The organism is Hyalangium gracile (assembly GCF_020103725.1).
GTDB lineage: Bacteria > Myxococcota > Myxococcia > Myxococcales > Myxococcaceae > Hyalangium > Hyalangium gracile.
The window spans coordinates 127,218-150,477 of sequence record NZ_JAHXBG010000023.1; the positions used below are offsets into that span (position 1 = coordinate 127,218).

At 69.2% G+C, this 23,260-nt stretch carries 19 protein-coding genes; 7 read left to right on the plus strand and 12 right to left on the minus strand.

Going from position 1 to position 23,260, the window contains the following annotated elements:
* Positions 1–584: 584 nt before the first annotated feature.
* Positions 585–2,648: a serine hydrolase domain-containing protein gene (locus KY572_RS35505; protein ID WP_224248127.1), complete on the minus strand. Its 2,064-nt coding sequence runs from the start codon at positions 2,646–2,648 to the stop codon at positions 585–587.
* A 184-nt stretch (positions 2,649–2,832) separates the two neighbouring features.
* On the opposite strand from KY572_RS35505, the gene KY572_RS35510 reads away from it, so the two are divergent.
* Together KY572_RS35510 and KY572_RS35515 are read left to right on the plus strand one after the other, a co-directional pair.
* Positions 2,833–3,810 carry a hypothetical protein gene (locus KY572_RS35510; RefSeq protein ID WP_224248128.1) on the plus strand — a complete coding sequence of 326 codons (978 nt, stop codon included), beginning with the start codon at positions 2,833–2,835 and terminating at the stop codon, positions 3,808–3,810.
* 158 nt (positions 3,811–3,968) lie between these two features.
* Positions 3,969–4,445: a hypothetical protein gene (locus KY572_RS35515; RefSeq protein WP_224248129.1), complete on the plus strand. Its 477-nt coding sequence runs from the start codon at positions 3,969–3,971 to the stop codon at positions 4,443–4,445.
* A gap of 223 nt (positions 4,446–4,668) precedes the next feature.
* Here the strand turns inward: KY572_RS35515 and KY572_RS35520 are convergent, their stop codons facing one another.
* The 6 genes from KY572_RS35520 to KY572_RS35545 form a co-directional block, all read right to left on the minus strand.
* The gene (locus KY572_RS35520) at positions 4,669–5,436 is read right to left on the minus strand and encodes a dienelactone hydrolase family protein (RefSeq protein WP_224248130.1); all 768 of its coding nucleotides are present in this window, start codon (positions 5,434–5,436) and stop codon (positions 4,669–4,671) included.
* 87 nt (positions 5,437–5,523) lie between these two features.
* Positions 5,524–6,348, minus strand: coding sequence for a helix-turn-helix domain-containing protein (locus KY572_RS35525; protein WP_224248131.1), 825 nt, complete (start codon positions 6,346–6,348; stop codon positions 5,524–5,526).
* A gap of 98 nt (positions 6,349–6,446) precedes the next feature.
* Positions 6,447–7,208: a hypothetical protein gene (locus KY572_RS35530; RefSeq protein ID WP_224248132.1), complete on the minus strand. Its 762-nt coding sequence runs from the start codon at positions 7,206–7,208 to the stop codon at positions 6,447–6,449.
* An 11-nt stretch (positions 7,209–7,219) separates the two neighbouring features.
* The gene (locus tag KY572_RS35535) at positions 7,220–7,684 is read right to left on the minus strand and encodes a CBS domain-containing protein (protein ID WP_317987943.1); all 465 of its coding nucleotides are present in this window, start codon (positions 7,682–7,684) and stop codon (positions 7,220–7,222) included.
* A gap of 100 nt (positions 7,685–7,784) precedes the next feature.
* Complete coding sequence (locus tag KY572_RS35540) at positions 7,785–8,948, minus strand: eCIS core domain-containing protein (RefSeq protein WP_224248134.1); 1,164 nt, start codon at positions 8,946–8,948, stop codon at positions 7,785–7,787.
* Positions 8,949–9,066: 118 nt separating this feature from the next.
* On the minus strand, positions 9,067–10,155 hold the full coding sequence (locus KY572_RS35545) for a TlpA disulfide reductase family protein (RefSeq protein WP_224248135.1): 1,089 nt from the start codon (positions 10,153–10,155) through the stop codon (positions 9,067–9,069).
* A gap of 112 nt (positions 10,156–10,267) precedes the next feature.
* On the opposite strand from KY572_RS35545, the gene KY572_RS35550 reads away from it, so the two are divergent.
* Together KY572_RS35550 and KY572_RS35555 are read left to right on the plus strand one after the other, a co-directional pair.
* A complete protein-coding gene (locus tag KY572_RS35550; protein ID WP_224248136.1) occupies positions 10,268–11,191 on the plus strand; it encodes an AraC family transcriptional regulator in 924 nt (307 codons plus the stop codon).
* Between the two features lie 152 nt (positions 11,192–11,343).
* Positions 11,344–12,276: a hypothetical protein gene (locus KY572_RS35555; RefSeq protein ID WP_224248137.1), complete on the plus strand. Its 933-nt coding sequence runs from the start codon at positions 11,344–11,346 to the stop codon at positions 12,274–12,276.
* Between the two features lie 338 nt (positions 12,277–12,614).
* Here KY572_RS35555 and KY572_RS35560 read toward each other — a convergent pair whose 3' ends face one another.
* The 3 genes from KY572_RS35560 to KY572_RS35570 form a co-directional block, all read right to left on the minus strand.
* The gene (locus tag KY572_RS35560; protein ID WP_224248138.1) at positions 12,615–13,958 is read right to left on the minus strand and encodes a cytochrome-c peroxidase; all 1,344 of its coding nucleotides are present in this window, start codon (positions 13,956–13,958) and stop codon (positions 12,615–12,617) included.
* A 149-nt stretch (positions 13,959–14,107) separates the two neighbouring features.
* On the minus strand, positions 14,108–17,590 hold the full coding sequence (mgtA, locus tag KY572_RS35565; protein ID WP_224248139.1) for a magnesium-translocating P-type ATPase: 3,483 nt from the start codon (positions 17,588–17,590) through the stop codon (positions 14,108–14,110).
* Between the two features lie 302 nt (positions 17,591–17,892).
* Complete coding sequence (locus KY572_RS35570; RefSeq protein ID WP_224248140.1) at positions 17,893–18,342, minus strand: phosphate-starvation-inducible PsiE family protein; 450 nt, start codon at positions 18,340–18,342, stop codon at positions 17,893–17,895.
* 465 nt (positions 18,343–18,807) lie between these two features.
* Here KY572_RS35570 and KY572_RS35575 point away from each other — a divergent pair, with 465 nt between their 5' ends.
* Positions 18,808–19,323, plus strand: coding sequence for a hypothetical protein (locus tag KY572_RS35575; protein ID WP_224248141.1), 516 nt, complete (start codon positions 18,808–18,810; stop codon positions 19,321–19,323).
* A gap of 133 nt (positions 19,324–19,456) precedes the next feature.
* Here the strand turns inward: KY572_RS35575 and KY572_RS35580 are convergent, their stop codons facing one another.
* Together KY572_RS35580 and KY572_RS35585 are read right to left on the minus strand one after the other, a co-directional pair.
* Positions 19,457–19,756: an amidohydrolase family protein gene (locus KY572_RS35580; RefSeq protein WP_224248142.1), complete on the minus strand. Its 300-nt coding sequence runs from the start codon at positions 19,754–19,756 to the stop codon at positions 19,457–19,459.
* Positions 19,744–19,953, minus strand: a complete 210-nt coding sequence (locus KY572_RS35585) for a hypothetical protein (RefSeq protein WP_224248143.1) — start codon at positions 19,951–19,953, stop codon at positions 19,744–19,746. The genes KY572_RS35580 and KY572_RS35585 overlap by 13 nt, the downstream gene beginning before the upstream one ends.
* A gap of 294 nt (positions 19,954–20,247) precedes the next feature.
* Between KY572_RS35585 and KY572_RS35590 the strand changes: the two genes are divergently transcribed.
* Both KY572_RS35590 and KY572_RS35595 read left to right on the plus strand, forming a co-directional pair.
* Positions 20,248–21,357 carry a transglutaminase-like domain-containing protein gene (locus KY572_RS35590; protein WP_224248144.1) on the plus strand — a complete coding sequence of 370 codons (1,110 nt, stop codon included), beginning with the start codon at positions 20,248–20,250 and terminating at the stop codon, positions 21,355–21,357.
* Positions 21,358–21,578: 221 nt separating this feature from the next.
* Positions 21,579–23,222 (plus strand): serine hydrolase, encoded by a 1,644-nt coding sequence (locus KY572_RS35595; RefSeq protein ID WP_224248145.1) that lies wholly within the window; start codon positions 21,579–21,581, stop codon positions 23,220–23,222.
* Positions 23,223–23,260 lie beyond the last annotated feature (38 nt).

Below are 23,260 nucleotides of genomic sequence, written 5' to 3' on the forward strand. Positions count from 1 at the left end.
CGGGCGCTCGGGGGCGCGTGGTGAGACTACGCAGCCGCGTGTTCGCGACACGCTCGGCTCACCCCGGCGGCGCTCCCGTGCTTTCTCCGTTACTTCTCGCGGAGCGGCCTTCCGCCGCTCAGAAGACGATGAGGCCCGCTTCGACCAGCAGAGCCTGGAGCTTCTTCGTGTATTCGCTCTTGGCCTTCTGGTACTCGAACGTACCGGAGATGGTGGGCGGGAAGTCCTCGCGCTGCGGGGGCCCTTCTGCTGGAGGCGGTCCAGGCGAACCTGGGCCGGGATCCGGAAGTCGCGAAGCTCGTCCGACGCCTTGAGCACCTTGTCGTTGCGCACGATGCCCGAGAGCTGCGAGGCGGCACGGCGCGCGGGGGTGGACTCGAACTGAGCCCGGAGGTGGGCCGTCTGGGCGGTGGGCGCTTGATCGCCGTCCGCTGAGCCACGGGGTGGACGCGGTGGAGGTGGGACGCAGGGAACGGTTCGTCAGCGAAGGGGCGGCGAGGCGGGACATGGTGTGCTTCGTGGGAAGTGGGCGAGTGGTCCCACTGGCGAGTGAGCCTCGGACGTGCTGGCGACGGCAGGGAGGCCTACTTCCCTGCACGCGGAGGAGGCGCCTCCTCGAACACGTACTCGTGCTGGGCGTCGCGAGTGATGAGCTGTCGCTTGCCACCCTGGCTTGAGACGACGAACTCCAGGCCCTCGAGGCCCGGCTCGATGGTCGAGAACGAGAGGGTACCGTCCTCGTTCCTACGCGAGCCCATCGCGCTCTTCCACTCGCCCAGATCGAACACCGTGCGGGTGCCCTGCGTGCGCACCGTGAGGGTGCCCAGCGCGTCGTTCCGGTAGTGCGCGGCGAGCTCCTTCACGGCCGCGGCATCCGGGGGCACGGTGACGCGCTCGCGGGAGGCCTTCACCAGGGCGCGCAGCTGCTGCGCCGCGGCGCGCACGTCGTCCTCCGCCTCGGGCTGGCCGTCGAAGAGCACCTCGAGCAGCCTGCGCATGAAGGGGCGACGCATGCGGACGCCGGCGTCCGAGTTCGTGAGGATGACGGCGCCCACGCCGTGCTCGGGCAGCCAGAGCATGTCGCTGTGGTGGCCGAACAAGTCACCGCCGTGGTGCACCACCTTCACGCCCCACGTCGTGTCCACCGCGAGCCCCATGCCGTAGGTGCGGTCCGCTCCCGCCAGCACCTGCGGTGCGTAGCGCGCGAGCAGGTTCTGCTCCGAGACGAGCTGCCGGCCATCGGGCAGCTTGCCCCTGGCCAGCTCCAGCTGCACGTAGCGCGACAGGTCGCGCGCGCTGGTCCACACGCCGCCCGCGGGGCGCACGAAGATGACGGAGGTGTTCAGGGACATGGGCATCACCGTCGTGCGGCCCTCCAGATCCAGCCCGTGCGCGCTCGCGTGGTTGGTGCTCTGCGCGCGCTTGAAGTCGAACGTGGTGCCGCGCATGCCGAGCGGCTCGAACAGCTCGCGCGTCATCGCCGCGTCGTAGGCCGCGCCTGGCTCGCGGTCCGGGTAGGCGAGGTGCCCGGCGACGTAGCCGGCGGCCGCGGCCATCAGGTTGCTGTACTGGAACACCTCGCCGAAGCGGCTGGTGGGCTGCATGGTGCCCAGCAGCTTCATGGCGGAGGCGGGCGTGGCACGCTCCCACTCGAAGAGCCACTCCATGTCCTGGCGCGGCATGCCGGTGCACGCGCACACCAGGTGGCGCACCTGCACGCGGGCCGTCGTGTCCGGGTCGCCCAGCTTGAAGCTCGGGTCCACCTCCACGACGGGCTGCTCCCAGCGCAGCTTGCCGGCATCCACGAGTCGGGCCAGCAGCAGCGTCGTCATCGCCTTGGTGTTGGAGGCGGCCAGGAAGAGCGTGTCGGCGTCCACCGGCTGCGGCTTGCCGAGCTCGCGCACTCCGTGGCCTCCCTCGAAGACGACCTTGCCCCCGTCGATGAGGCTGATGGCCACGCCGGGGACGTCCAACTCGCGCGCCGCCTTCGCCACGAACTCGCGCATCTTCGCCACGCGCTCCGCATCCAGCGGGTGCGGCGTCTTCCCGGCGAAGGACTCGCGCTGGTAGCCGGCGGGGCGCAGGCTGGTGAGCACCTGCCCGAAGGGCGCGCGTCGCCGCTCGATCGTGGGCTCGCTGGCGTCCAGCAGCACCACCGTCCACGCCTTGCCCGCCCGAAGCGCGAAGGCCCGCACCACTCGCCGCTCGTTGGGCGAGGTCTCGTAGATGTATACCCTGCGCTCCTGCCAGCCGTTGCGCCCGGGCTCCTCCATCTCCACCTCCAGCGGCCGCTTCATCTCCGGCTTGTGCACCTTCCACGCCGCGGCCACGGCGGCATTGGCGTCGGTCGCGCTCACGTCGACGAGCGCCACGTGCGTGTCCTGCTCCGGCGGGCTCAGCTCCACGGACGACTCGCGCATGCGCAGCGACCAGCCTCCCGGCGCGGTGAAGGTGGCTCCAGCGGGAGTGGCCCGAGGAGCGTCGGCCTCCAGAACCTGAGGAGCGGGTGGCGCGGCGACGGGCGCGGGCGCGGGCGCTGCAGCCTCCGCGGCTGGCGGCGGCGGGGTAGGGGAGGGCGGCGGCGCGGAGGCGCACGCGGTGAGCAGGAGCCCTAGCACTGTGGGTGCGGCGATGGTGCGTCCGGTCATGGAATGGCCCTCGAGGTGCGTGGAGCGGTGCACCCTACCAGCGCCGCCGAGGCATTCAACGCGTGGCAAGTCCGCGCAGCACCTCGTTGGCACTCGTGAGGGAGCGGCGGAGCGGCCCCGCTGCGTGGTGGCTCGATCGGCTATGCTCGGGACGCGATTGCTGGGTTAGGGCTCAGGGGGGCTTTTGAGCAACGACGCTTCGAGGACATCCGCCACACCACCCACCGAGACACCCTGGGCGCTCGCGCAGCGCCTGGTGGAGCAGGGCCTGCCGGTCACCACCGTGCGCGAGCGGCTGCTGCGGTCGGGCCTCCCGGAAGAGGACGTGACGACCCTGCTGCGCGCGCTCAGCCTGAAGTCCGTGGCGGGCCCGGGGGAGAGGGGTGGACCGGATCAGCAGCCCAACGAGTTGGGCGTCCTGGTGGGCATGGTGAAGGCGGGGCTCGCCGCGAATGCCTTGCTCGCCACGGGAGAGGCCGGAGCGGGGAAGCGGATGCTCGACGATCTGATGGGCGTGACGAACAGCTTCATGGGCGGAGCGCTGGTCGATGCTCCCGTGGTGCCATCCCAGCCGAACGTCACGAGCTCGGATTCGGCGGCCCCGGAGGTGGCTCGCTTCGAGGTGGCGGACGGCTCGCCACGCTGTCGGGTGCATCCCCAGCTGCCCTCGGTGGGCACCTGCCGGCGCTGCGGTGCTTTGGCATGTTACACCTGTGCTCCGAGGAAGGGCTTCGGCGGCACCGCGTTCTGCGCCGCATGCGAGCAGCATCCCGCGGTGCACGAAGCACGGGTGAGGAAGGTCGCTCGCGGCCTCGCGGTGACGGTGGGGCTGGAGGTCGTGCTGCTCCTGTTCATCGCTCCGCTGCTCGGCACGCTCCCGCTTTCGGAAAAACTCCCCGTTCCCTCCGAGGTCGCACTGAGCCTTCCCTTCGCCGCGCTGGCACTGGCGCAGTGGTTCGTGCGCCACCCGTGGCCAGGGGCGGTGGGGGCCGTCCTCTCGGGCGGGCTGATGCTCGCCACGCTCTTCGACTCCCAGAACGAGGTGCCCGCTGAGCTCCTCCTGCTCCTGCTGGCGCCGATGGCCGCCATGCTCTTCGCGCTCGAGCGGCTGACCGTTCGGCGCAAGGCATGGCGTTCGGTGCCGGGCGCGAAGGTGGCCTGAAGCGCCTCCCGGGTTGAGGTTCCGAGGGCTTCGCGCTGGACGCGTCCGCCCTGGGCTTCCAGGGGGCTGGTGTCGACGACCGCACCGTTCGTAGAGTGGCTCCCGGTGGCTCACGTCACCGCTCTCGACGAGTCACGCCCATGATGATGCGCTATCGCGTGCTGAAGCGACGCTTTGACGGAGCTGCCTTCCTGGCGGACTGGAAGGCGAAGGTTCAGCAAGACAAGAGGGACCTCAAGCAGCACGCGAGGGCCATCTTCTGGCTCAACGGGCCGTTTGCGCTCCTCTACGCCCTGCCACTCTCGGCGGGACTGCGGCTGATGGGAGTCTTCGAGGCCCTCGTCTCAGGGGCACGACAGGTCGAGGCGACCGAGCTCGAAGGAACCGAAGGCGAGCTCCGACAGCAGCTGCTTGCGGGACGAATCCAAGGGACAGACCTCGTCCTGGTCGATGGCGGATGGCAGTCATTTGCCGATACCGCGCTCTTCGAGGACACCTGCGACGAGGCGCAGCGCCGGAATCGGTGGTGGACCTGGCTCTCCTGGAGCCTCTCGATGCTGCTCGGGATCGCGCTCATCGTGGCCCTCATATGGGGCCTCTTCGCCCTCCCTGGCTGGCTCATGTCCGTCGACTAAAGGAGGTCCGAAGAAGTGTCTGCACCCTGGAGACAGGCCCCGTGTCCTGGGAACGGTCCAGCCAGGGAGGCCGCCCTGTGCGCGGACCGCTGGCGAACTGGTATGACAAGCAGACCAGTTCGGACAGCGTGAGCCCGGCAGGAGGGCGGACCGGACGCGGGGGCGGACTCGGACTCGGAGCTACATGGCCGAGGCAGGTGCGGTGTGCGGCGAGGCGGTCGGGTCAGGGCCGCTCCGCCTGCCCACCGGTATCGCCCAGGACCTCCGCGAGGAAGGCTTGCAGGGAGCTCTCCGCGCGTCGGGCTGCCGCGGGGTTGTAGAGGATCCCCGCCTGAGGCCTGTTCGCGCCTGGGAACGTGAAGGCGTGCATGGCGTGGCCGTAGGCATGGAGCTGCCAGTCGGCCTGGGCCTCCGTCAGCTCCCGAGCGATCGCCAGCACATCCGCGGGCGGGGCCACCGGATCCTCCCAGCCGTGGAGGATGAGCACCCGGGCCGCCATGGGCGCCTGCGGCCCCAGCCTGGGCGGATGGAGCATGCCGTGTACGCTCACTACGCCCTTCAGGCCGGGCGGGACACTCCGCGCGAGATCCAGGACACAGAGCCCGCCGAAGCAATAACCGAGCGCCGCGATGCGGTCCGGGTCGACGAGGGGGTGTCTCCTGGCGGCGGCCAGTCCCGCTTCGAGCCGTCTGCGCAGCAGGCCCCGGTCCTCCAGGAAGGGCGCCATCAGCCGGGAGTTGTCGTCCGTCTCGCCGCCTCGGACGCCCTTGCCATACACATCGATGGCGAAGCCGAGGTAGCCCTGGTGAGCCATCCGCTCCGTCAAGGCGCGGATGCTCTCGTTCTGTCCGTCCCAGGCATGGGCGACGAGGACGCAAGGGAGCCGGGAACGGCTCGACTCCGCGTGAGCGACGTAGGCCTGGCAGACGGTCTCGCCCTCGGGGTAGTCGAGAAACCCGGTGCGGAGCGGTGGAGACGTGGGGTGTGACATCCGATGGTCCCTCTCGGTCTGGAGAGGGGGGCAGGCTAGCGGCGCTCGGCGCGGTCGTATTGAACGAACGCGACATGGTCGAGGCGGTCAGAGGAAGTGAGCCAGTCCCTCGGGAGCGGCGTTCGGATCCCGGGTGAAGTGCGCGGCCATGGGGGACATGGCCGAGCGCGCGTACTGACCGGGCGTCACGCCCAGGTACTGCCGCCACGAGCGGATCCGGTGGGCCTGGTCACTGTAGCCGTCGAGCGGATCGCCCGTGCCCGTCTGGGCCGCATGCAGGCTCGTCTGGATCCGCTGGAGGGTGACCAGACGCTTCGGGCTGTGGCCCACGTACGACTGGAACCAGCGCTCGAGCTGGCGCCGCGACACCGCCGCCGCGGAGGCCGCGGCATCGACCCGCGTCGTCCGCAGGAGCGCCTCGCAGGCACGCGAGAGCCGCTCGACCTCCGTGGACGGCCGGATCGCCGCCAGTCGGTGGAGCAGCCACTGGTCCAGGCGCGCGGCGACCAGGTGCGGCTCCCAGGCTCCAGAGAGATCCTCGCGCAGGCGTCGCGCCACGCCGTCCCCCAGCACGGAGCCCAGCTCGAGCTGGTTGTCGCTGGCCGCCAGCCCTGTCCGAGGGAAGAGGCGGGCCAGCCCATGGGCCCTGAGCATGACCATGACGAAGGAGCAGCCCTCGCCAGAAGTCCACGAGCGCGGTTGGCTCTGGATGCCCAGCAGGGAGGCCTGGGGCCCGCCCACCGCGAACTCCCCCGTGCACGGCCGGCCGAAGTTGATCGTCAGCACGGCGGCGGCATGAGGGGTCGTGCGGATGGGCTGGCCCGCGTAGACGCCGTCCAGGTCCTCGATGAACCAGTAGCCCATCACCCAGGGGGCGAGCGCCGGTGTCGGAGGAATCCCGAGCAGGAGCATCGCGGGAGCCTACAACGCCCGGGCGCGCGGGGCCGCGCGTCGAGCGCCTTGCAGCCAGTCCGCCGCGTGCGTGTGTCCCGGTTCCCGTCCCCACGCGCTCATGAGGCTCCCAGCGGCAATCGGCGCTCCGGGGCGGGCCCGCTGTCTCCTGACGGGACGCCCCGCCTTCGGCTCGAAGAGCCCGTGTGCTCCACGCCATGCGCGAGCTGGAAGAGCCTCCGGGCGATCAAGAGCAGCCAGAGCCACATCGGCACGAGCGAGAGGAGCGACAGGACGATGCCGAGCTTCCCCGCGGAGGCTGGCACCACGCTCAGCGCGCCGAACACGAGCCCGGTGAGGGCCGTCGCCTTGCCGAACACCTGGCTGCGCAGCATGACCGTGGCAGTGATCAAGATGACGATGGCGCCGAGGACATAGCTCACATTGAAGGCGCTCCCCTGCCAGGTCGCGATCATCGCTTGACCCGCGGCCAGGGCCATCAGCCGCTCCTGCTCCGTGGCGGCGGCGGCGTACTGCTTGCTGAGCGCGAGCAGCTCGAATGCCGTGTTCGAGCCGAGGTACGTCGTGATCGCCACGAGCTCCGCGCTCACGGCGACGGTCATCCACGTGGGACTGACCTCTCGGAGGGCCACGTAGAGAGCCAGGAACATGAGCCCCAGGAGGACATTGTCGACCATCAGCAGGAGGTCCATGTCGACCAGCGCGATGAAGCTGTGAGCGCGAAACAGCGCGAACCAGCCCTCCACCGTGTCCGGCGGCGGCCAGAGCACGTAGATGGCAATCTGGAAGGGAACCAGCGCGAGGACAGCGATGGCCGCCACCGCGCCTGCCCTGTAGAGAGGCCGCCAAGAGGTGTTCATGCCCATGTGCCCTATGGGCCGCGGTTCTCCCGCACCGTCTCCGCGGTCTGGCCCAGCTCTCCCGCGAGCAGCACGATGAGGTCATCCAGCGACACCATGCCGATGGCCTTCCCGTCGACATCGATGACCGGGAGGCGGCGCACTCCCATCTGGCGCATGGTGAACGCCGCCTCATCGATCCGGTCGCTCACTCGGACGACGACGGGGTTGGCGCTCATTACCTCCTGGATGGAAGTAGCGCGCGGATCCCTCCGTCCCGCAAGGACCCGGCAGACGATGTCCCGGTCCGTCAGGATGCCGATCGGTATACCCGGCTCGTCCACGATGACGAGGGCGCCCACGTGCTGCTGAGCCATTTTCTCCGCGGCAACCTGGACCGTCTCAGTTGCCAGGGCTACGGCCATGGGTTTCCGACAGAAGCGTTCGAGTGACATGCCGCAAGCTAGAGCAGGGCGTGTCCGGGCAGGAGTGTCCATCAGGGGAGAGGATCTGTTCGGTTTGAAGCCCCGCTCGATCGACGTCAGTCGCGTCCGTGCGGCACGCCAGGGACACCCATCTCCTCAGGAGTAGCCATGATCAATTCTCGTTGGAGACGTTATTGAGTTTAGCGGCGTCGTAACTCTCCTTCGCCTGCTTGATGGTCTCCTTGGGAGGCAGCAGAAGCGCCCGGAGCTCAGGAGGCACTGGGTGCGAGTCGCTGGCAACCTCCTTCGTGTTACCCGTCGTCTTCTTGATGTGGACCGGGTCAGGGCCCTGCGCGACGTCATGGTCCGCCGTCATGTGCGCATGCAGGACGTGCCCGGTCATGTTGTTGAGCCGCACCCTGATCGAGTAGCCGCCGTTCTTGTCGGAACTCGTCATGTAGACGTTCATGAGCTCCGCCACGCTGATCTCGTTGTTCGTGACGAGCTCTTCGACGGATGCAACCCTGGTCGAGAGCTTCCAGTCGGGCGTCTTCTTCGTCTCGTCTTCCTTCTGGAGCTTCTCGCGCTTCTCACGGTGGGTCGGATGATCGTAATTCTTCCGATTGTAGGCGTCGCGCAGGGTGACCGCGTCGAGGTTGTGTGTTGTCGCGACCTTGTCGAAGATCCCCTTCGCCAAGGGTGCGCCGTTGCGCTTCTTCTGAAGTTCCTCGAGCGCCTTGTCCAAAGCCTCCTGCCCGCCCTGCGAGCCCTTTCCGGGCATGCGCCGGAGGGGGAGTGACGACGAGCCCGAGGCGCTCTGCTGCGCCACGTGGGCCACCTCGTGCGCGATGACATGACGGCCCTCGGCCGTGGCGGGATTGTACTCGCCCCGCTGGAAGAACAGATCCTGGCCGACCGTGAAGGCGCGTGCGCCCAGCGAGCGGCTGAGGCCGTGGGCCCGCTCGTCCAGATGGACGCGGACACCGCCCAGCTCCAGGCCCAGCGCCTGCTCCAGCGGCGCACGGAGGCTGCCCACCAGCGGCTGCCCCTGGCCCCGCGCGGCATGGATGGCGCGCTCGGTGCCGGCGTCCACGGGGCCCTCGAGGCCTGGGCTGGCGGTGGACGCCGCGCTGGAGACGGCCCGTCCGTGCCCGAGGGCCGCCTCGGCCAGTCGGTCTGCCTCCTGCTCGGACGCGGCGTCACCGCGGACCTCGATCCGTCCGCGCAGCTCCGCGCGCGTGGGGATGCGATCGAGCCGGTGGCCGCGCCGCTCGAGCTCCGCGGTGGCGGCGGGGAGCAGGGGGGCGGCCTCTCGAGGCGCATCCCACCGCGCCATCGCGGGACGGTCAGCCTGGGGGCGACGAACTCCTGGAGCGCGTTGCGGGGGTGTCCGGTTCATGGCTCCCGGGATGGTACACTCCTCCTGGGCTCCCGGGCGCGTCCGGAGGAGCGAGCTACCCCAAATCGACCGGCGCGTAGTAGGGCCGGTCGCCCAGCGCGTCGACGCGCCGCCAGAACGCATCGCTGACGGCCAGACCGCGCGCATCCTTGTCGGCCGTCTGCCGCCACATCGCCCAGGAATCCGGGTGCAGCCGGCTGGCCTCGGCGAACTCGGCCGCGGCCTCCGCGGTCTGTCCGTCGCGAACCAGCGCCTGGCCCAGACGAAAATGCGCGTGGGCTTCGGCGATCGCCGCGTCGGGAACGGTCAGCCGCGCCATGACGGCCTCTGCATCCAGGGCGTACGGGCTCGCGGCGCCACGGACAGCCCAGTCGCGCACCGCGTCGAGATACGCTGTCTTCACCCGCTGGCGGTTCTCTTGCGCCTCCGGCGGCATCGTGAAGCTCTTGCGATCCATGCGCCGGAAGCTGTCGGTCATACCCGCGGTCTCGGGCGGCCGGACCATGCGCCCGGCTTCATCGATCCAGACGGCCTGCGGCACGTTGACCAGGTTGTACAGCTCGGCCGTCAGGTGATCGCGATCGATCAGGCAGGGGTAGCCGGGCGAGGCCGTCTCGAGCCATGGCCGGGCCGCGTCGGGCTGGTCCAGCGCGATCGCCAGCACCGTCAAGCCATGCTCCCTGGTGGCTTCGTAGAGGGACTGCCACACGGGCAGATCTGCGCGGCAGCCACACCACGAGGCCCACGTCACCAGGAAGACCTTGCGGCCCCGATAGTCGGACAAGCGATGCAGCCGTCCGTCGAGCTCGGGCAGCTCGAAGTCGGGCGCCTCCAGGGAGGTCAGCGCACTGGCTCGACTCGAGGCGCCCTCGCCCAGCACCCAGATGTCACCCGACCCGCTGCGAACGACGGGCCAGCCGGCGTACCGCCACAGGCCCGCCGCATCGAGCCGGTCGCCGTCGACCCAGCGCCGGTCCGTGCCGCGAGGTATCGGTACGCAGGTCTCGCCTCGGCACAGGCCGTGGGGCTTCCAGAGCCAGCCAGTGGCGCGCTCGAGCTCGTCGCGGTCCAGCCAGAGGGCGTCGCCGTCGACCGTCGCACGCGTCAGGTGCGTGTCATGCGATTGGTGGATCACTCTCGTCATCGGACTCTCCCGGGTCTTGGTGGAGAGCACCCTACGCACCCAAGGGGCGCGGCGCCTGCCCAAGACTCTGCAAGACTTGCCTGATTCTCTCCCGGCCTGCAGGATGAGGCGCATGCCTGCGAGCCAACCGAGCCGATCGAGCCAGGCCAGGCTCCGCGTGGACCTGCGGCGGCTGACCCAGCACGCGCTGCGGCTCATCCCCTCTTCGAGCGCTCGCACGCCCCAGCTGGTGACACCGCGCCCCGGCCTCTACGTGTTGCGCCATCACGAGCGCACCGCGTTCGAGGCCACCATCTACGAGCCGATGCTCTGCCTGATTCTCCAGGGGTACAAGGAGATGACCTTCGGCGAGCACACCTTTCGCCTGGGCGCGGGGAGCTGCGCGCTGGTGAGCCACGACCTGCCGATCGTCTCCCGCGTCCTCGAGGCGCCCTATCTGGTGGTGCTCCTCGCGATCGAGGTCGAGGTGCTACGGAGCCTCTACGAGGATGTCGGGGAGCTGGCGGCGGATGCGACCGCGCGGGCGCTCGAGGTGCACCAGGCCGACCCGCGCCTGCTCGACGCCATCGGCCGCTACCTTGCGCTCGCCGAGTCACCGGCGGATGCGCGGGTGCTCGGCCCCATGCTGCTCAAGGAGATCCACTATCGCCTGCTCATGACGCCTCTGGGCCACATGCTGCGCGGCCTGATTCGGCACGACAGCCACGCGAGCTCGATCGCCCGCGCCATAGCGCTGCTGCGGCGCGACTTCCGCTCGCCGATGGTGGTGGCGGAGCTGGCGCGCGCGGTGGGGATGAGCGTCGCGTCCTTCCACAAGCACTTCAAGGCGGTCACATCCTCGTCGCCGCTGCAGTATCAGAAGACCCTGCGTCTGCTCGAGGCGCGGCGGATGCTGGTGGCGGGCGCGGCCTCGGTCACGACCGCCGCCTACGAGGTCGGCTACGAGAGCCCCACCCAGTTCAGCCGGGAGTATGCGCGCAAGTTCGGTCGGCCGCCCAGCCAGGACCTGGTGAACAGCCGCGGCTCCCGAGCGTGACCGCCACCTGCCGCGCCGGATGCGGCGGCGCGCACATCGAGCGGCTCGCCACTCCCCGTCACGCCGCCATCACGCCCCCGTGGGAGAACACGCGCGCTCGGCCGCTGGAGCAACGACAACGCGTATTCACGAAGACAAGGGGCTACAACATCATGAAGAAGATTCAGTGGGGGAGAGCCGTGGAGGTGCTGCTGGCGGCGCAGGTGCTGGCGGTGAGCTGCGGGCCCGCGCAGGAGCTCCACGAGCCGCCGGCCCTCGCCAGTCAGAGCCAGGAGATCCGGATTGCCAACGGGCTGTCCACGAACGGGCTGTCCACGAATGGGCTGTCCACGAACGGGCTGTCCACGAACGGGCTGTCCACGAACGGGCTGTCCACGAACGGAGTGAGCACGGCGGCTTTCGCGACGTGGTTCCAGAACGACCGGCCGCTGAACGACACGCTGATGCGCTACGTGGTGCTCTGTGGCGTGGAGAGTGGCCAGAGCGTCACCTACACGGACCCGGTCACGTCGCAGGTCTACACCTGGGACGGGCTGCTGGGCCTGACGCCGGGGTGGGCGGGGGGCGAGACGGCCACGGAGGCGGAGCAGCAGGTGTTGACGGCGTGCCTGGCGGCGCACGTGAACAAGTACGGGATGAGCGTTCCCATGTCCGTGCTGGGGCGGAACGCGGAGGAGGAGGAGCTGGAGTACACCCAGGAGGAGCTGGAGACGTACTCACGGACCGAGGGGTGCTTCTTCGGCAACATCTTCAGGGGCGAGGGCCTCTACGTGGGGAGGGATGGGAGCAGCCTGCCGGCGGCGGAGAGCTCGGTGCGCGCCTGCGCCCTGATGTCCAGCGCCATCCGATCCGAGTGCGAGCCGGTGATGTACGTCGGAGCGTGCGACAGCGTGTGCACGCGAGTGGGCACCCAGCCGTACTACACGAGCTGCACGCTGTACGGACGCCAGTACCTGCCCATCACCACGAGGGTGGGGCCCGAGGTGCTGTACGTGTGCGGGGATGGGGTGTGCCAGCTCAGCGAGCAGTGCGGCAGTGGGACGACGCGTGACAGCTGCGCGGCGGACTGCGGCCCCTGCCCTTGAAGCGTGACCAGCTGACCGAGAGCGTCCCTTTCCCAGGACCCACCTATCCGGTAGGGTGCGCTGGCGAGCAAGCTCGCCCAGCACCTGGAGAGGCCTGATGACGACTTTGGAGCCGGTCACCCGAAGGCGGGCGTCTTCGCGCTCAAGGTGGCGCTGCAGGCGGAGGACGCTCGCTTCACGCGCGAGGTGGCGCTGCTCCAGCGCCTGATGCCGAGGGAGGTGGCCACGGTCGCTGCCGCCTCCTCCCGTGGTGGGATGCGAATGGGCTTCTCGCGATGGAGGCGTCGGGAATCGAACGCACGCCATGGCTCGCGGCGACTGACGCGCGGGCGTGGGGCTCAGGGCTGGAAGTAGCCGTCCGAGAGAGTCCTCAAGAAGGCGACGATGGCGGATTCCTCCTCGGGAGTGAGGCCCAGGTCGCCCATCTCGGTGGTGTTCAGGTTCAGCCCCACCTCCGGCGGTGGCCAGCAGTCCACGCCGGGCGTGCCGGAGGTCGCGCTCAGGCACACCGGCAGCACATCGCGCGTGTTGTAGAAGTGGACGATTGACTCGAGGCTCTTGAAGTACCCGTTGTGCCCGTAGGCCTTGATGAATCCCGGGTAGGGACGCTTGTCCACGTTGCGCAGGGTGGGCACCTTCACCTTGCCCAGGTTCTCGCGCGCGTACGGCCCCCACTCCTCGCGCGTCTGCAGGAACTCGCCCAGGCCATAGTCCACCCAGAAGGGCCCGAGCGGGTTGAACTCGGACTGCCAGTACCAGGGGTTGAGCAGGTTCCGGGGCACGCCCAGGTTCTCGTAGGTGAAGTCGGTGAAGAGTGGAGGCTCACCGTCGGGGCCTGGCTGGCTCGTGTGGCACTGGCCGCAGCGGCCCTTGTTCTCGAAGAGCTCCAGGCCCAGGAGCTCCTTGGGCGTGAGCTCGGCCCTCCCGGCCAGCCACGCGTCGTACTTGGAGGTGAAGGCATTGACCTCTGGCGAGGCCTCGTAGGCCGCGATGGCCAGGGCGATGGCGTCATAGGCTTCCTCCACGTCCTGGCAGATGTCGTGGCCATAGAGGGAGCGGAAGAGCTTCACGTACGGGCCGTGGCAGACCTTGGCCACCACCACGGCCGCGCTCGGGTTGTTCTGCTCCACCGGGTTGAGGAAAGGGCCCTGGGCTTGATCCGCGGCGGGGTTGCCCAGCCGCTCCCCGGTGGCGCGCCCATCCCAGAAGTTGCCGCCCACGAAGTGGACCTGCCCCTCGGAGTCCTCGAGGTGGAAGACGGGCGAAGGGGTGGCATAGGCGGACGCGGGCGGCTTGCGGTTGCCGAAGCGCCCCGGCACGGCACCCTCGTAGACGCCGCCGGTGGCGTTGACGAATTGATCCGGTCCCGTCCATCCCACGGAGGGCCCGTGACAGACGGCGCAGGGTTGGCCTCTGGGCTCCGAGAGCCGGCTGTCGAAGAAGAGGAGTTTGCCGAGCCGCTCCACGGGCGTCAGCCTCGGCTGGTTCGCGGAGCTCTCATCGAGCGCCAGCGTGGCATCGAAGATGGCTTGCGCCTCTTCGTCCGGTGAGCGCTCGAGGGCCGGTGAGGCTGCGGTGGGTGGGGACGCGGGCTCCGGCGGCGGAGCCGTATCTGGCGTGGGCCGCGCGTCGCAGGCCAGCAGCCCGCATGTGACGAGCGAGAGAAGCAATAGACGTCGCATCGGTGCCTCTTGGGAGGAATGGGGACGGATAGGGTGTCTCCCTGGCCACGAGCCCACCATCGCCCCGGGGAAAGAGTGGCGTGTTGACCACCGGGCGCCATGGCACTCTCCGCTGCCGCTCGCACTCGAGGGGCTCGGCGCTGGCGCGCTCACGCTTCTCCGCGGAAGAACCCCTTCTTCGCCTGCTCCGTGGTGACGACGTACAGGCCGGTGATCGCGAGCACCACCAGGAGCAGGGTGCCAGGGGGATGCACGAAGCCGAGCTCTCCCGCGAACGGGAGGAACGGGAGCAAGAGCGTGAGCGCGGCGACGGCCACCGTGGAGACGAGCAGGAGGGTGCCAGGGCGGCTGCGGTAGAAGGGGCGGCGCGTCCGCACGACCAGCGCAATCACCAGCTCCGTGAGCAGCGACTCGATGAACCAGCCCGTGCGGAACAGCTCGGGGCTGGCATGGAACACCCACAGGAGCGCCCAGAACGTCAGGAAGTCGAACAGGGAGCTCAGCAGCCCGAAGGACACCATGAACCGCCCGATCAGGCGCATGTTCCAGCGGCGGGGCTTGTCCATCATCTCGGGATCGACGCTGTCACCGGCCAGCCCCACGGCGGGGACATCGGAGAGGAAGTTGTTGAGGAGGATCTGCCCGGCCAGCAGCGGGAAGAAGGGCAGGAACAGCGAGGCGATGGCCATGCTGACCATGTTCCCCAGGTTCGCGCTCGTCGTGGTCAGGATGTACTTGAGCGTGTTGGCGAACGTCTTGCGCCCCTCGGTGATGCCGCGCCGGACGACGTCCAGGTGCCGATCGAGCAGGACGAAGTCCGCGGCCTCCTTGGCCACGTCCGCGGCCTTCTCGACGGAGATGCTCGTGTCGGCCGCGTGCATCGCGGGCGCGTCGTTCACTCCATCCCCCATGAAGCCGACCACATGGCCCCTCTTCTTCAAGGCGAGGATGATCCGCTCCTTCTGTGTCGGATCCACCTCCACGAAGAGGTCTGTCAGCTCGGCCTGGTGCCACAGCGCCTCGTCGGTGAGCTGGTCGAGCCGCGCTCCCGTGAGCACCCGGCCGGAGCCGAGGCCCACCTCCCTGGCAACGTGCTCGGACACCCGCCGGCTGTCCCCAGTGATGAGCTTGATGCTGACGCCCACCCGGGAGAGCTCGAGAATGGCCTCGCGCGCTCCCTCCTTCGGCCGGTCGACGAAGGTCAGGAAGCCACGGAGGGTCAGCGAGCGCTCCTCTTCGCGCGAGTAGCTCTCCCTGTCCTCGATGGTGCGGGTGGCCACCGCGATGACCCGGACTCCTTTCTGGCTCCAGGCATCGAAGCGCTGCTGGAGCACCGCCTGGAGCGACTCGTCCAGCGGGCCACCGCCGGTGACCTGGGTGCAGGCCTCCAGGACGTGGGCGAACGCTCCCTTCGTGATGAGCTGAACCTCACCGTCCCGGCGGGTGATGACCGAGAGCCGCTTGCGGACGAAGTCATAGGGAATCTCCCCCAGCTTCTCCGCCCCGGGCGCAGGTTCGTGCGCCCGGAGAATGGCCTCATCGAGCGGGTTTGACAGCCCTGCCTGGAGCGCGGCATTGAGGGCCGCCAGCTCGAGCACCGCTTCGGACTTCTGGCCCGCGGCGTCATAGGCCCCCTCCAGGCTGACGACCCCCTCCGTCAGCGTCCCCGTCTTGTCGGTGCACAGCACATCCATGCTGCCCAGGTTCTCGATGGCGCTGAGCCTGCGCACGAGCACCCCTCGGGCGGCCATCGCCTGCGCGCCGGCGGAGAGGTTCACGCTGAGGATTGCGGGCAGCAGCTCCGGGCTCAGTCCCACCGCGAGCGCCAGCGAGAAGAGCAGCGTCTCGACGGGAGGCCGCTTCAGCAGCACGTTGGCGGCGACGACGACCAGCACCATGACGACCATCGTCGTGAGCAGCACGTACCCGAAGTGTCGCAGGCCCCGATCGAACTCCGTCTCAGGGGCGCGCAGCGCCAGGTGTCGGGCGATGCTGCCGAAGTGTGTGCCCCGGCCCGTGGCGACGACGACACACTTTCCGGCGCCGCTGAGCACGTGGGTGCCCCGGAAGACGCAGTTGTCGCGCTGGGCCAGCGCCGCCTCCGGCTCCAGGGTCCCGGGCCGCTTCTCGACCGGAAAGCTCTCTCCCGTCAGCACGGCCTGGCTGACGAACAGATCCGTCGCCTCGAGCAGCCGCGCGTCCGCGGGGACCATGCTGCCCGCGGACAGAAGCACCAGGTCCCCCGGGACGACCTTCGAGAGGGGCACGGCGCGCGCCTGCCCGCCTCGGAGGAGCGTCACCAGGGTGGAGATCCGTTCACGCAGCCGTGCGATGGCGACCTGGCCCCGGTACTCACGCGAGTAGCCGAGCAGCACGCTGGCGAGGACGATGGCCAGGACGATGGCCGCGTCGGTCCAGTCGCCCGTGAAGGCCGAGACGAGCGCCGCGACGAGCAGCAGGAGCACCAGGGGACTCTTCACCTGCCGCCAGGCCACGTCGAGACGGGAGGGCCTCCGGGACTCCTCGAGCTCGTTCTCGCCATACCGCGCCAGTCGCCGGGTGGCCTCGTCCTCGGAGAGCCCGCCAGGTGTCGTCTCCAGGGCGTCGAGCAGGCCCTGAGGCGAGAGGGCCCAGTACCGCTCGATGGCCGGGCCCTGCTCGGCCTCCCGCTGCTCACGGAGCTCGCCGCGCGAGAGCAGGAGCCCCGGCACCAGGGGGATGAAGAAGCTGAACCCGCGGAACAGGATCGTCGCCGAGATCGCCGCGGCGAGGGGGACTCCGATGAGATTCAGCGCGCCGATGGCTGCGGCCTCGAAGAGCCCCAGCCCCGCGGGGATGATGCTGAGCGTCCGGGCCACGGTCGACACGGTGAGCGCGGAGAACACGCCGGCCGGCGCCGCGTCGACTCCGAGCGAGCGGAGCAGGGCCCAGAGCGTCGCGGCATCGAGCACGTGGATGATGAAGTTGAAGCCCGTGGCCTCGGCCAGCACGCGCGGGCGGTGCGCCAGCTCGGGAGGGGCCTCGGTCAGTGCGCGGATGAGCGTCTGGAGGCCGGGAAGCCGGGAGAGGGTACGCGGCAGCCTGGCGGGCTTGCCTCGGGACAGGCGCATCAGGGCGACAATCAGCGCACTGGCGAGCGTGATGAACACCGCCGAGACGACCCACACCGGGGCCTGGGCCTTCCCGAGCCAGCCCGCCACAGCCAGGGCGAGCACGAGCGCGAGGATGAGGGAGGTGTAGTTGGTGATGGTCTCGACCACCACGCAGGCCAGCGCGGGCCCGCGCTCGACCCCGCGCCGCTGAAGCCCCCGGACGACGAGCACCGAGCCGCTGATCCCCGCGGAGGGGAGGGCCTGGTCGATGAAGAGCTTCGCGAAGCTCATCGTGTAGAGCTCCCAGAGCGGCGTACGGGCGCGCGCTCGGACGAGCACGACCTCCCACACCGCGGACTGGGCCAGATAGGTCGCGGCCTGGAGCAGCGCGGCGAGCAGGAGGTACTCGGGAGCGGCGCGCCTCAGCAGCAGCGCGAACTCCCGTTGCTCCGTCCAGCGGGCGGCCACGAGGATGACGGCGCCCAGCAAGGCGAGGCCGAACCACCATCTTCCTGGTTGCCACCTGCGTTGAGCTGGCACGTGACGTCACTCGCTCGGACGAGCACTACTGCCACCAGCCCCCGTCGCCAGAAGCTCCTGCATTCATGGACTCCTCCCGCCGCTCCGCCCAGCCAGGCTGAGCAGGGCGGAGCGCAGGAGAAGGGTGCGCACGGGCTTGCTCGTACGAAGTCGAACCCTGGGGAGGGTGAGGGAGCCATTCACCAACAATCCAGCGGTCCGGCCGGGGCCGAGACGATGAGGCGGATGCGCACCGGCGGTAGCCGCTCCCACCCGCAGGTGCTGTTCGGCGGCTTGCACTGTCGACAGGGCGCGCCCCTGTCTCAACGGCGGTGGGATTGGCCGCGCGACACCCTGAGGAAGGACGCCGCTGCGAGGGCGATGATGAGCGCCGCGAGGGCGAGCACGCTGATGCCGTCGTATTTCGACAGGTCGACAACGATGACCTTCCGGGCGATGGCGATGAGGGCGACCTCCAAGACGATTTCAACGTGAATGACGCTGTCGCGCAGGTACGCCTTGATGGTCTCGAGCAGCTCCACGCCGATGAGGATGAGGAGCACGAAACCAAAGATCTCCAGCAGCTCGTCCTCGTCCAGAAGGAGAATGGGCGGTGTGATGATGTCCTTGGTAATGATCCACCCCAGCTCGAGGGTGGAGAGTGCTACGACGACCATCATCATCACAATGATCGAGACGACGACGAAGCGCTCGAACTTCTTGATGATGAGGCTCAGTCTCCCCTCTGGGGATGGATCGCTTTCAGTGCTCACAGGCCGTCCTCTTTCTGTTCTGGAACTGTGCGAGCTACCGCGCGCACGCGGTGTCCATCGCCACCTGGGGCTCGCGTGCATGCCCCAGGCTCCCATAGGGCGCGTGCCCCGCCGCGGCCATTGCCCTGCTGGCGTGCCTCGTGGTTCGCCACGACACACGCGGGAGCCCCGCGAGCCCGCTTCCCTGTCCTCACCCCCAGTCCAGGCTGAGCCGAGACGTAGCTCGGCTCCGCAATCATGGGTGACACACGCACCATGACTGGAAGAGGACTGGTCGGGAGAAGGGGCTCCGCGCGGCTCAAGCCGGCCGCCGAGCCGCTCGGGGACGGTTCCCGACCGCTCGCGGGGAGGCAGCCGAGCGGTGCTCGACTCCGCGGTACCTGGTAGGCCTCACCCATGAACGGAGGCAGGGCCATGGCAGGAAGCACGGAGAGCGGCAGTGGACGGCGCGGGAACCGTTGGAGGATGGCGGTGTGGGGCACCTCAGCGCTCATGCTGCTGGCGCCCGCGGTGGCGATGCGGTTCACCGAGGAAGTGGCTTGGGGCCCGGCTGATTTCGCCATCTTCGGCGCCATGCTGCTCGTCGCCTGCGGCACCTACGAGCTGGCAGCGAGGATGACGGGCAGCACCGCGTACCGAGCCGCCGTCGGCGTTGCGCTCGCGGCGGCATTCACCCTCGTCTGGATGAACCTGGCCGTTGGCATCATCGGGAGCGAGGACAACCCCGCCAACTTGATGTACGGCGGAGTGCTCGTCGTCGGGATCGCGGGTGCCATCATCGCGCGCTTCCAGCCACATGGGATGGCCCGCGCGCTGGTCGGGACGGCGCTGGCTCAGGCGCTGGTCGCTGTGATCGCCCTGATCGCCGGATTGGGCTCCGCCCTGGTCCTGACGGGGCTCTTCGTCGCGCTGTGGCTCACCTCGGCCCAGCTCTTCCGGAAGGCGGCGCGGGAGCCGCGTCCCGCGGGCGCGGCACCGTAGGACGAGCGCCCGGGGGGGCCGCGACGCTGGACATGAGGACACGAAGGGCCCCGTGGAGAAGGCGCTCACGGAGGCTCTTCAGAAGCATGTGAAGACCGCCTGGCTGCCCATCTTCTCATTCGGGGTGCACTTCTCATTCGAGGTGGGGGTCCTTCGCGGCTGCGGCGTCCAGCCGCAGGAACCGTGCGGCGTTGTTGTAGAGGATGTCGCGCTTCTGGGCCGCGCTCAGGAAGGGGGCCTCCTCGATGAGCTGGATGGCCTTCGGGATGACGTCGGGCCACACCATCTGGTCGGACCCGAACATCACCCGGTGCCCGAAGCCCGCTTCGACCAGGCGCCGCAGGTACCGATAGAACTCGGCCTTCGGGAGCGCATAGATGATCACGCCCGTGTCCACGTAGACCTGGGGATGCGCCCACATCACCGCGCGCATGTCATGGCATTGGCCAGCACGCGGCCCTCCTCGACGACGGAGAACGCGCGGTAGGCGTCGTTCCACTCGCCCCACTCGTACCAGCGCCGGAAGGACGCGCGCCGGAACACCTGGGGCACGTAGTCGCAGAACGCAGCCTGGAGTGCCGCATCGCCTGGGCCGATCTCAGTGGCGGAGGGGAGGGGGCTCGAGGACATCCAGTGACTGTTGCACACCCAGGGCCACCTGGGTGAGGCGCGAGCCCTATCCGGGCCCCCTTCTCAGAGCCTCTCCCTCACCATCCCCGAGGACGACTGCGGGCGCCTCACGACGCTTGACTCCTGTATTGGTTACATCAAGGAGAGGCTCGGCGCCCAGCACGCCGGGCTCTGATGGCGCCGGGCGCTGCGTGATATCCCCAGGACCTTGTCCTCCCCATCGTGGGGTTCCACTTTTCCGATGGGCTGAAGTGGCACCGTCGGCAGGCCACGAAGAACCTGGGAGGCCCTGAGATGGAACGGCAGAAGGCCGTGCGCTGGCTTGGCGGAACGCTCGCCGTGGCGGGGCTGGGCACCTGGGGCCTGAGCCTCCCTGGACTGCTCCTGCGCCCACGGGTCCGGCGGGTGGAGATGGGGGGCATCGTCACGCTCGAGGATGCTGTCGCGGCGTGCGAGCGGACGGGGCTGCGTGGCTGGGAGCTGGTGGCCTACGCCCAGCGCTTGGTGGCCCGCAAGTTCACAGCCTACTCACTGCGCAACCCATGGGACACCCCGGCCCGGGCTTTCGAGCGGGGAATGGGGTTCTGTCTGCAGTACAACCCAGCGCTCCAGCAGCTCCTCCGGCGGCTCGGTGTGGAGGCTCGGCTGGTCCATGCGTTCCGGGTGCGCGATGTCGACAATCCGCGCTGGAAGTGGGGTCACGCCTGGCTCAAGGTTCGGGTTGGCGGTGAAGAGCGCGATGTGTGCGCGGGACATCCGGACAACACTCCAGGGCACACCCGCTTCGAACCCGTGACACCTGTTCACGAGCTCTCGCCCCTTGCGGCCGCCTTGAGCCGCTTTGGCTCGGGGCTTTTCGGTGGCTCGCTCGAGTGGTGGACCGTGCTGACTGGAAGGCGCCCTGGTTTGACGTTCGCTCCGAGGTCCGCTGTCTCGATATCAGGGTTGGCAGGCCCAGAAGCGGCGCCCGTGGTGCCGGGCCGCGCCCACCGGACCATGCGCCGTCTACTCGGAGGACTCTGCTTCTTGAGCGGCGTCACCGCTTCATGGGGCGGCGTCGAGCTGTTCGGTTGGCCTGAAGGCGGCGCACCAGGGTTCACGGTACCGCTGTCAGTGCTCGAACACACCCCGTTCCGTGACTTCTTCGTGCCGGGGCTCTTGCTCTTCTCGGGAGTGGGCATCCCCAACCTGGTGGCAGGCGCACTGGCTCTCCGGCGCCCCAGGTGGAGCGAAGTCTTCGCGTTCGGTGCGGGGAGCTCGCTAACGGTGTGGATCGTGACGGAGATGGCGATGCTGCGCTCCTTCCACTGGTTGCATGGGCTCTACCTGGCGGTAGGGCTTGGGACCCAGGCCACGGCCCTGTGGCTCTGGCGTCATGAAGCTCCAATGACCAGACACTCATGAGTGTCGTGGCCCGCTTTCTCGCCCACCTCAAGGCCGAGAGACGCACCGACTGCCGCAATTGGGTGGCAGGTACGCACGGCCTGGTAGCTGCTCATCCCCGTAGGTGAACCAGAGGAGTACTGGACATAGAGCCGTCGTCCGCTGGTCCCGGCAGGCTCCCGGCTGCGTGCCTTCCCGCTCCGAGCGGCCTCTGGGTGCATAGCTTTGTGACGGAGGGCATCATGGCCAGTCGAAGATCTCGCCAGCAGGAAACGGAAGTCCGGGGGCGGAGAGAGGCGCCGCGCCCGTCCACGGCTCCCCGGAGAGGCAGGCCCACCCGGGCGCGTGCTCGCGCCATCTCCCCGGCGCTGCTCAGCACCCTGAACAAGGACGCCAGGGAGCTTCGGGAGGAGTTCCAGGTGCCGGGTCTGGCCTATGCCCTCGTCGAGGGGGACGAGACGGTCGCCCTCGAGTGCATGGGCTGCCGGCGGGTGGAGGAGACGGGCCGCTGTCCCGAGCTGAAGCCCCAGCCGGTAGGCGCGGACACGCTCTTCCAGATTGGCTCCATCACCAAGAGCTTCACGGCCACCCAACTCGCCCTGCTGGTGGAAGCGGGCAAACTGGAGTGGGAGGCCCCCGTCCGCCGGTACCTGCGCGACTTCGCCCTGGCGGACGCGTGGGCCACCCGCGAGTTCCAGGTCGCGGACATCGTGGCCCACCGCAGCGGCCTGCCCGACCGCTGCCTCGGGCTGATGGCCGTGCTGGGCTTCGGCCGGGACGACGTCTTCCGGGCCCTGCGCCACGTGGAGCCCGTGGCGAGCTTCCGCGGCGCCTATGCCTACCAGAACCAGTTCCTCATCCTCGCGGGAAAGCTCATCGAGCAGAAGACGGAAAAGCCCTGGGCGGAAGCGCTCGCCAGTCAGCTCTTCGAGCCACTCGGGATGTCCCGGAGCACGGCCGACCCGCGGGTGGTGGCCGGAATGAGTGACGTGGCGAGCGGCCATGCCTTCATTCCAGACGAGACGGGCGCGCTGAAGATCTGCCCCATTCCCGAGGACTGGCGCTACACGGACGCGCTGTATGTCGACGCTCCCGCGGGAGCCATCCACGCCTCGGTGAGCGACATGGCCCGCTGGATGCGCTTCCACCTGGGGAAGGGCACATTCGAAGGGACGCCCGTGCTCGGAGAGACGGGCATGGCGTACCTTCACACCCCGAGGACATCCATCCGCTTCATCCCGCCGGCCAGCGCGGTGCTCTATGCCGCCGGGTGGGCCTACCTCTCCGCGGCGCCACGCCCCCTCCTATGGCACGACGGGGGGACTCCCGGGATGCGCTCGTTCCTGGGGCTCATTCCCGATGACGGGGTCGGCATGGTGGTGCTCACCAACCTCGGCCCGGAGCCCCAGGAGGATGACACACAGCCCCGGATGGACATGGCGGGCGCCCTCTTCGAGCGCTTCTACGCGCTCTACCTCGGGCTCGAGGCGCAGGCACAGGCGCGGTGGCCGAGGCTGCTGCCGGCCAATGACCGGCCCGCGCGCCTGGCAAGCTGGGAACAGGACCGGGAAACGGGCGTGCTGCCCGCCGCCCTGTCGAAGCTCTGCGGCACCTTCGTCAACCCGGCCTATGGCGCCTTCCAGGTGAAGCAGCAGGGCGGGAAGCTGGTGCTGCGCATGGGCCCCCGGAAGATTGTCGCCCCCCTGGAGCATGCCGGAGGGCTCGTCTTCGAGGCGGTCCTCCCCGGGGACTTGCTCTTCATGCTCGAGAATCCGCGGCTGCTCGTGCGCCTCGTCCTGGACAAGCAGGGGAACACCCGGGAGCTGCGGTTCCTGCAGGGGGCGTTCGGCGACGTGCAGCAGGGCCGGTTCATCCGCCGGGAGTGAGCCTGGCGAGGCTCACAGCCGGAGAAGGGCTCGTCGTG

What these genes read in the sequence shown, in the direction of transcription:
- KY572_RS35595 (WP_224248145.1), top strand. Translation starts at nt 21,579, where the DNA reads ATGGCCAGTCGAAGATCTCGCCAGCAGGAAACGGAAGTCCGGGGGCGG.
- KY572_RS35535 (WP_317987943.1), bottom strand. Translation starts at nt 7,684, where the DNA reads ATGGACACTCCTGCCCGGACACGCCCTGCTCTAGCTTGCGGCATGTCA.
- KY572_RS35540 (WP_224248134.1), bottom strand. Translation starts at nt 8,948, where the DNA reads ATGGCGCGGTGGGATGCGCCTCGAGAGGCCGCCCCCCTGCTCCCCGCC.
- KY572_RS35590 (WP_224248144.1), top strand. Translation starts at nt 20,248, where the DNA reads ATGGAACGGCAGAAGGCCGTGCGCTGGCTTGGCGGAACGCTCGCCGTG.
- KY572_RS35575 (WP_224248141.1), top strand. Translation starts at nt 18,808, where the DNA reads ATGGCGGTGTGGGGCACCTCAGCGCTCATGCTGCTGGCGCCCGCGGTG.
- KY572_RS35585 (WP_224248143.1), bottom strand. Translation starts at nt 19,953, where the DNA reads ATGTCCTCGAGCCCCCTCCCCTCCGCCACTGAGATCGGCCCAGGCGAT.
- KY572_RS35520 (WP_224248130.1), bottom strand. Translation starts at nt 5,436, where the DNA reads ATGTCACACCCCACGTCTCCACCGCTCCGCACCGGGTTTCTCGACTAC.
- KY572_RS35555 (WP_224248137.1), top strand. Translation starts at nt 11,344, where the DNA reads ATGAAGAAGATTCAGTGGGGGAGAGCCGTGGAGGTGCTGCTGGCGGCG.
- KY572_RS35530 (WP_224248132.1), bottom strand. Translation starts at nt 7,208, where the DNA reads ATGAACACCTCTTGGCGGCCTCTCTACAGGGCAGGCGCGGTGGCGGCC.
- KY572_RS35560 (WP_224248138.1), bottom strand. Translation starts at nt 13,958, where the DNA reads ATGCGACGTCTATTGCTTCTCTCGCTCGTCACATGCGGGCTGCTGGCC.
- KY572_RS35580 (WP_224248142.1), bottom strand. Translation starts at nt 19,756, where the DNA reads ATGCGCGCGGTGATGTGGGCGCATCCCCAGGTCTACGTGGACACGGGC.
- KY572_RS35550 (WP_224248136.1), top strand. Translation starts at nt 10,268, where the DNA reads ATGCCTGCGAGCCAACCGAGCCGATCGAGCCAGGCCAGGCTCCGCGTG.
- KY572_RS35505 (WP_224248127.1), bottom strand. Translation starts at nt 2,648, where the DNA reads ATGACCGGACGCACCATCGCCGCACCCACAGTGCTAGGGCTCCTGCTC.
- KY572_RS35545 (WP_224248135.1), bottom strand. Translation starts at nt 10,155, where the DNA reads ATGACGAGAGTGATCCACCAATCGCATGACACGCACCTGACGCGTGCG.
- KY572_RS35525 (WP_224248131.1), bottom strand. Translation starts at nt 6,348, where the DNA reads ATGCTCCTGCTCGGGATTCCTCCGACACCGGCGCTCGCCCCCTGGGTG.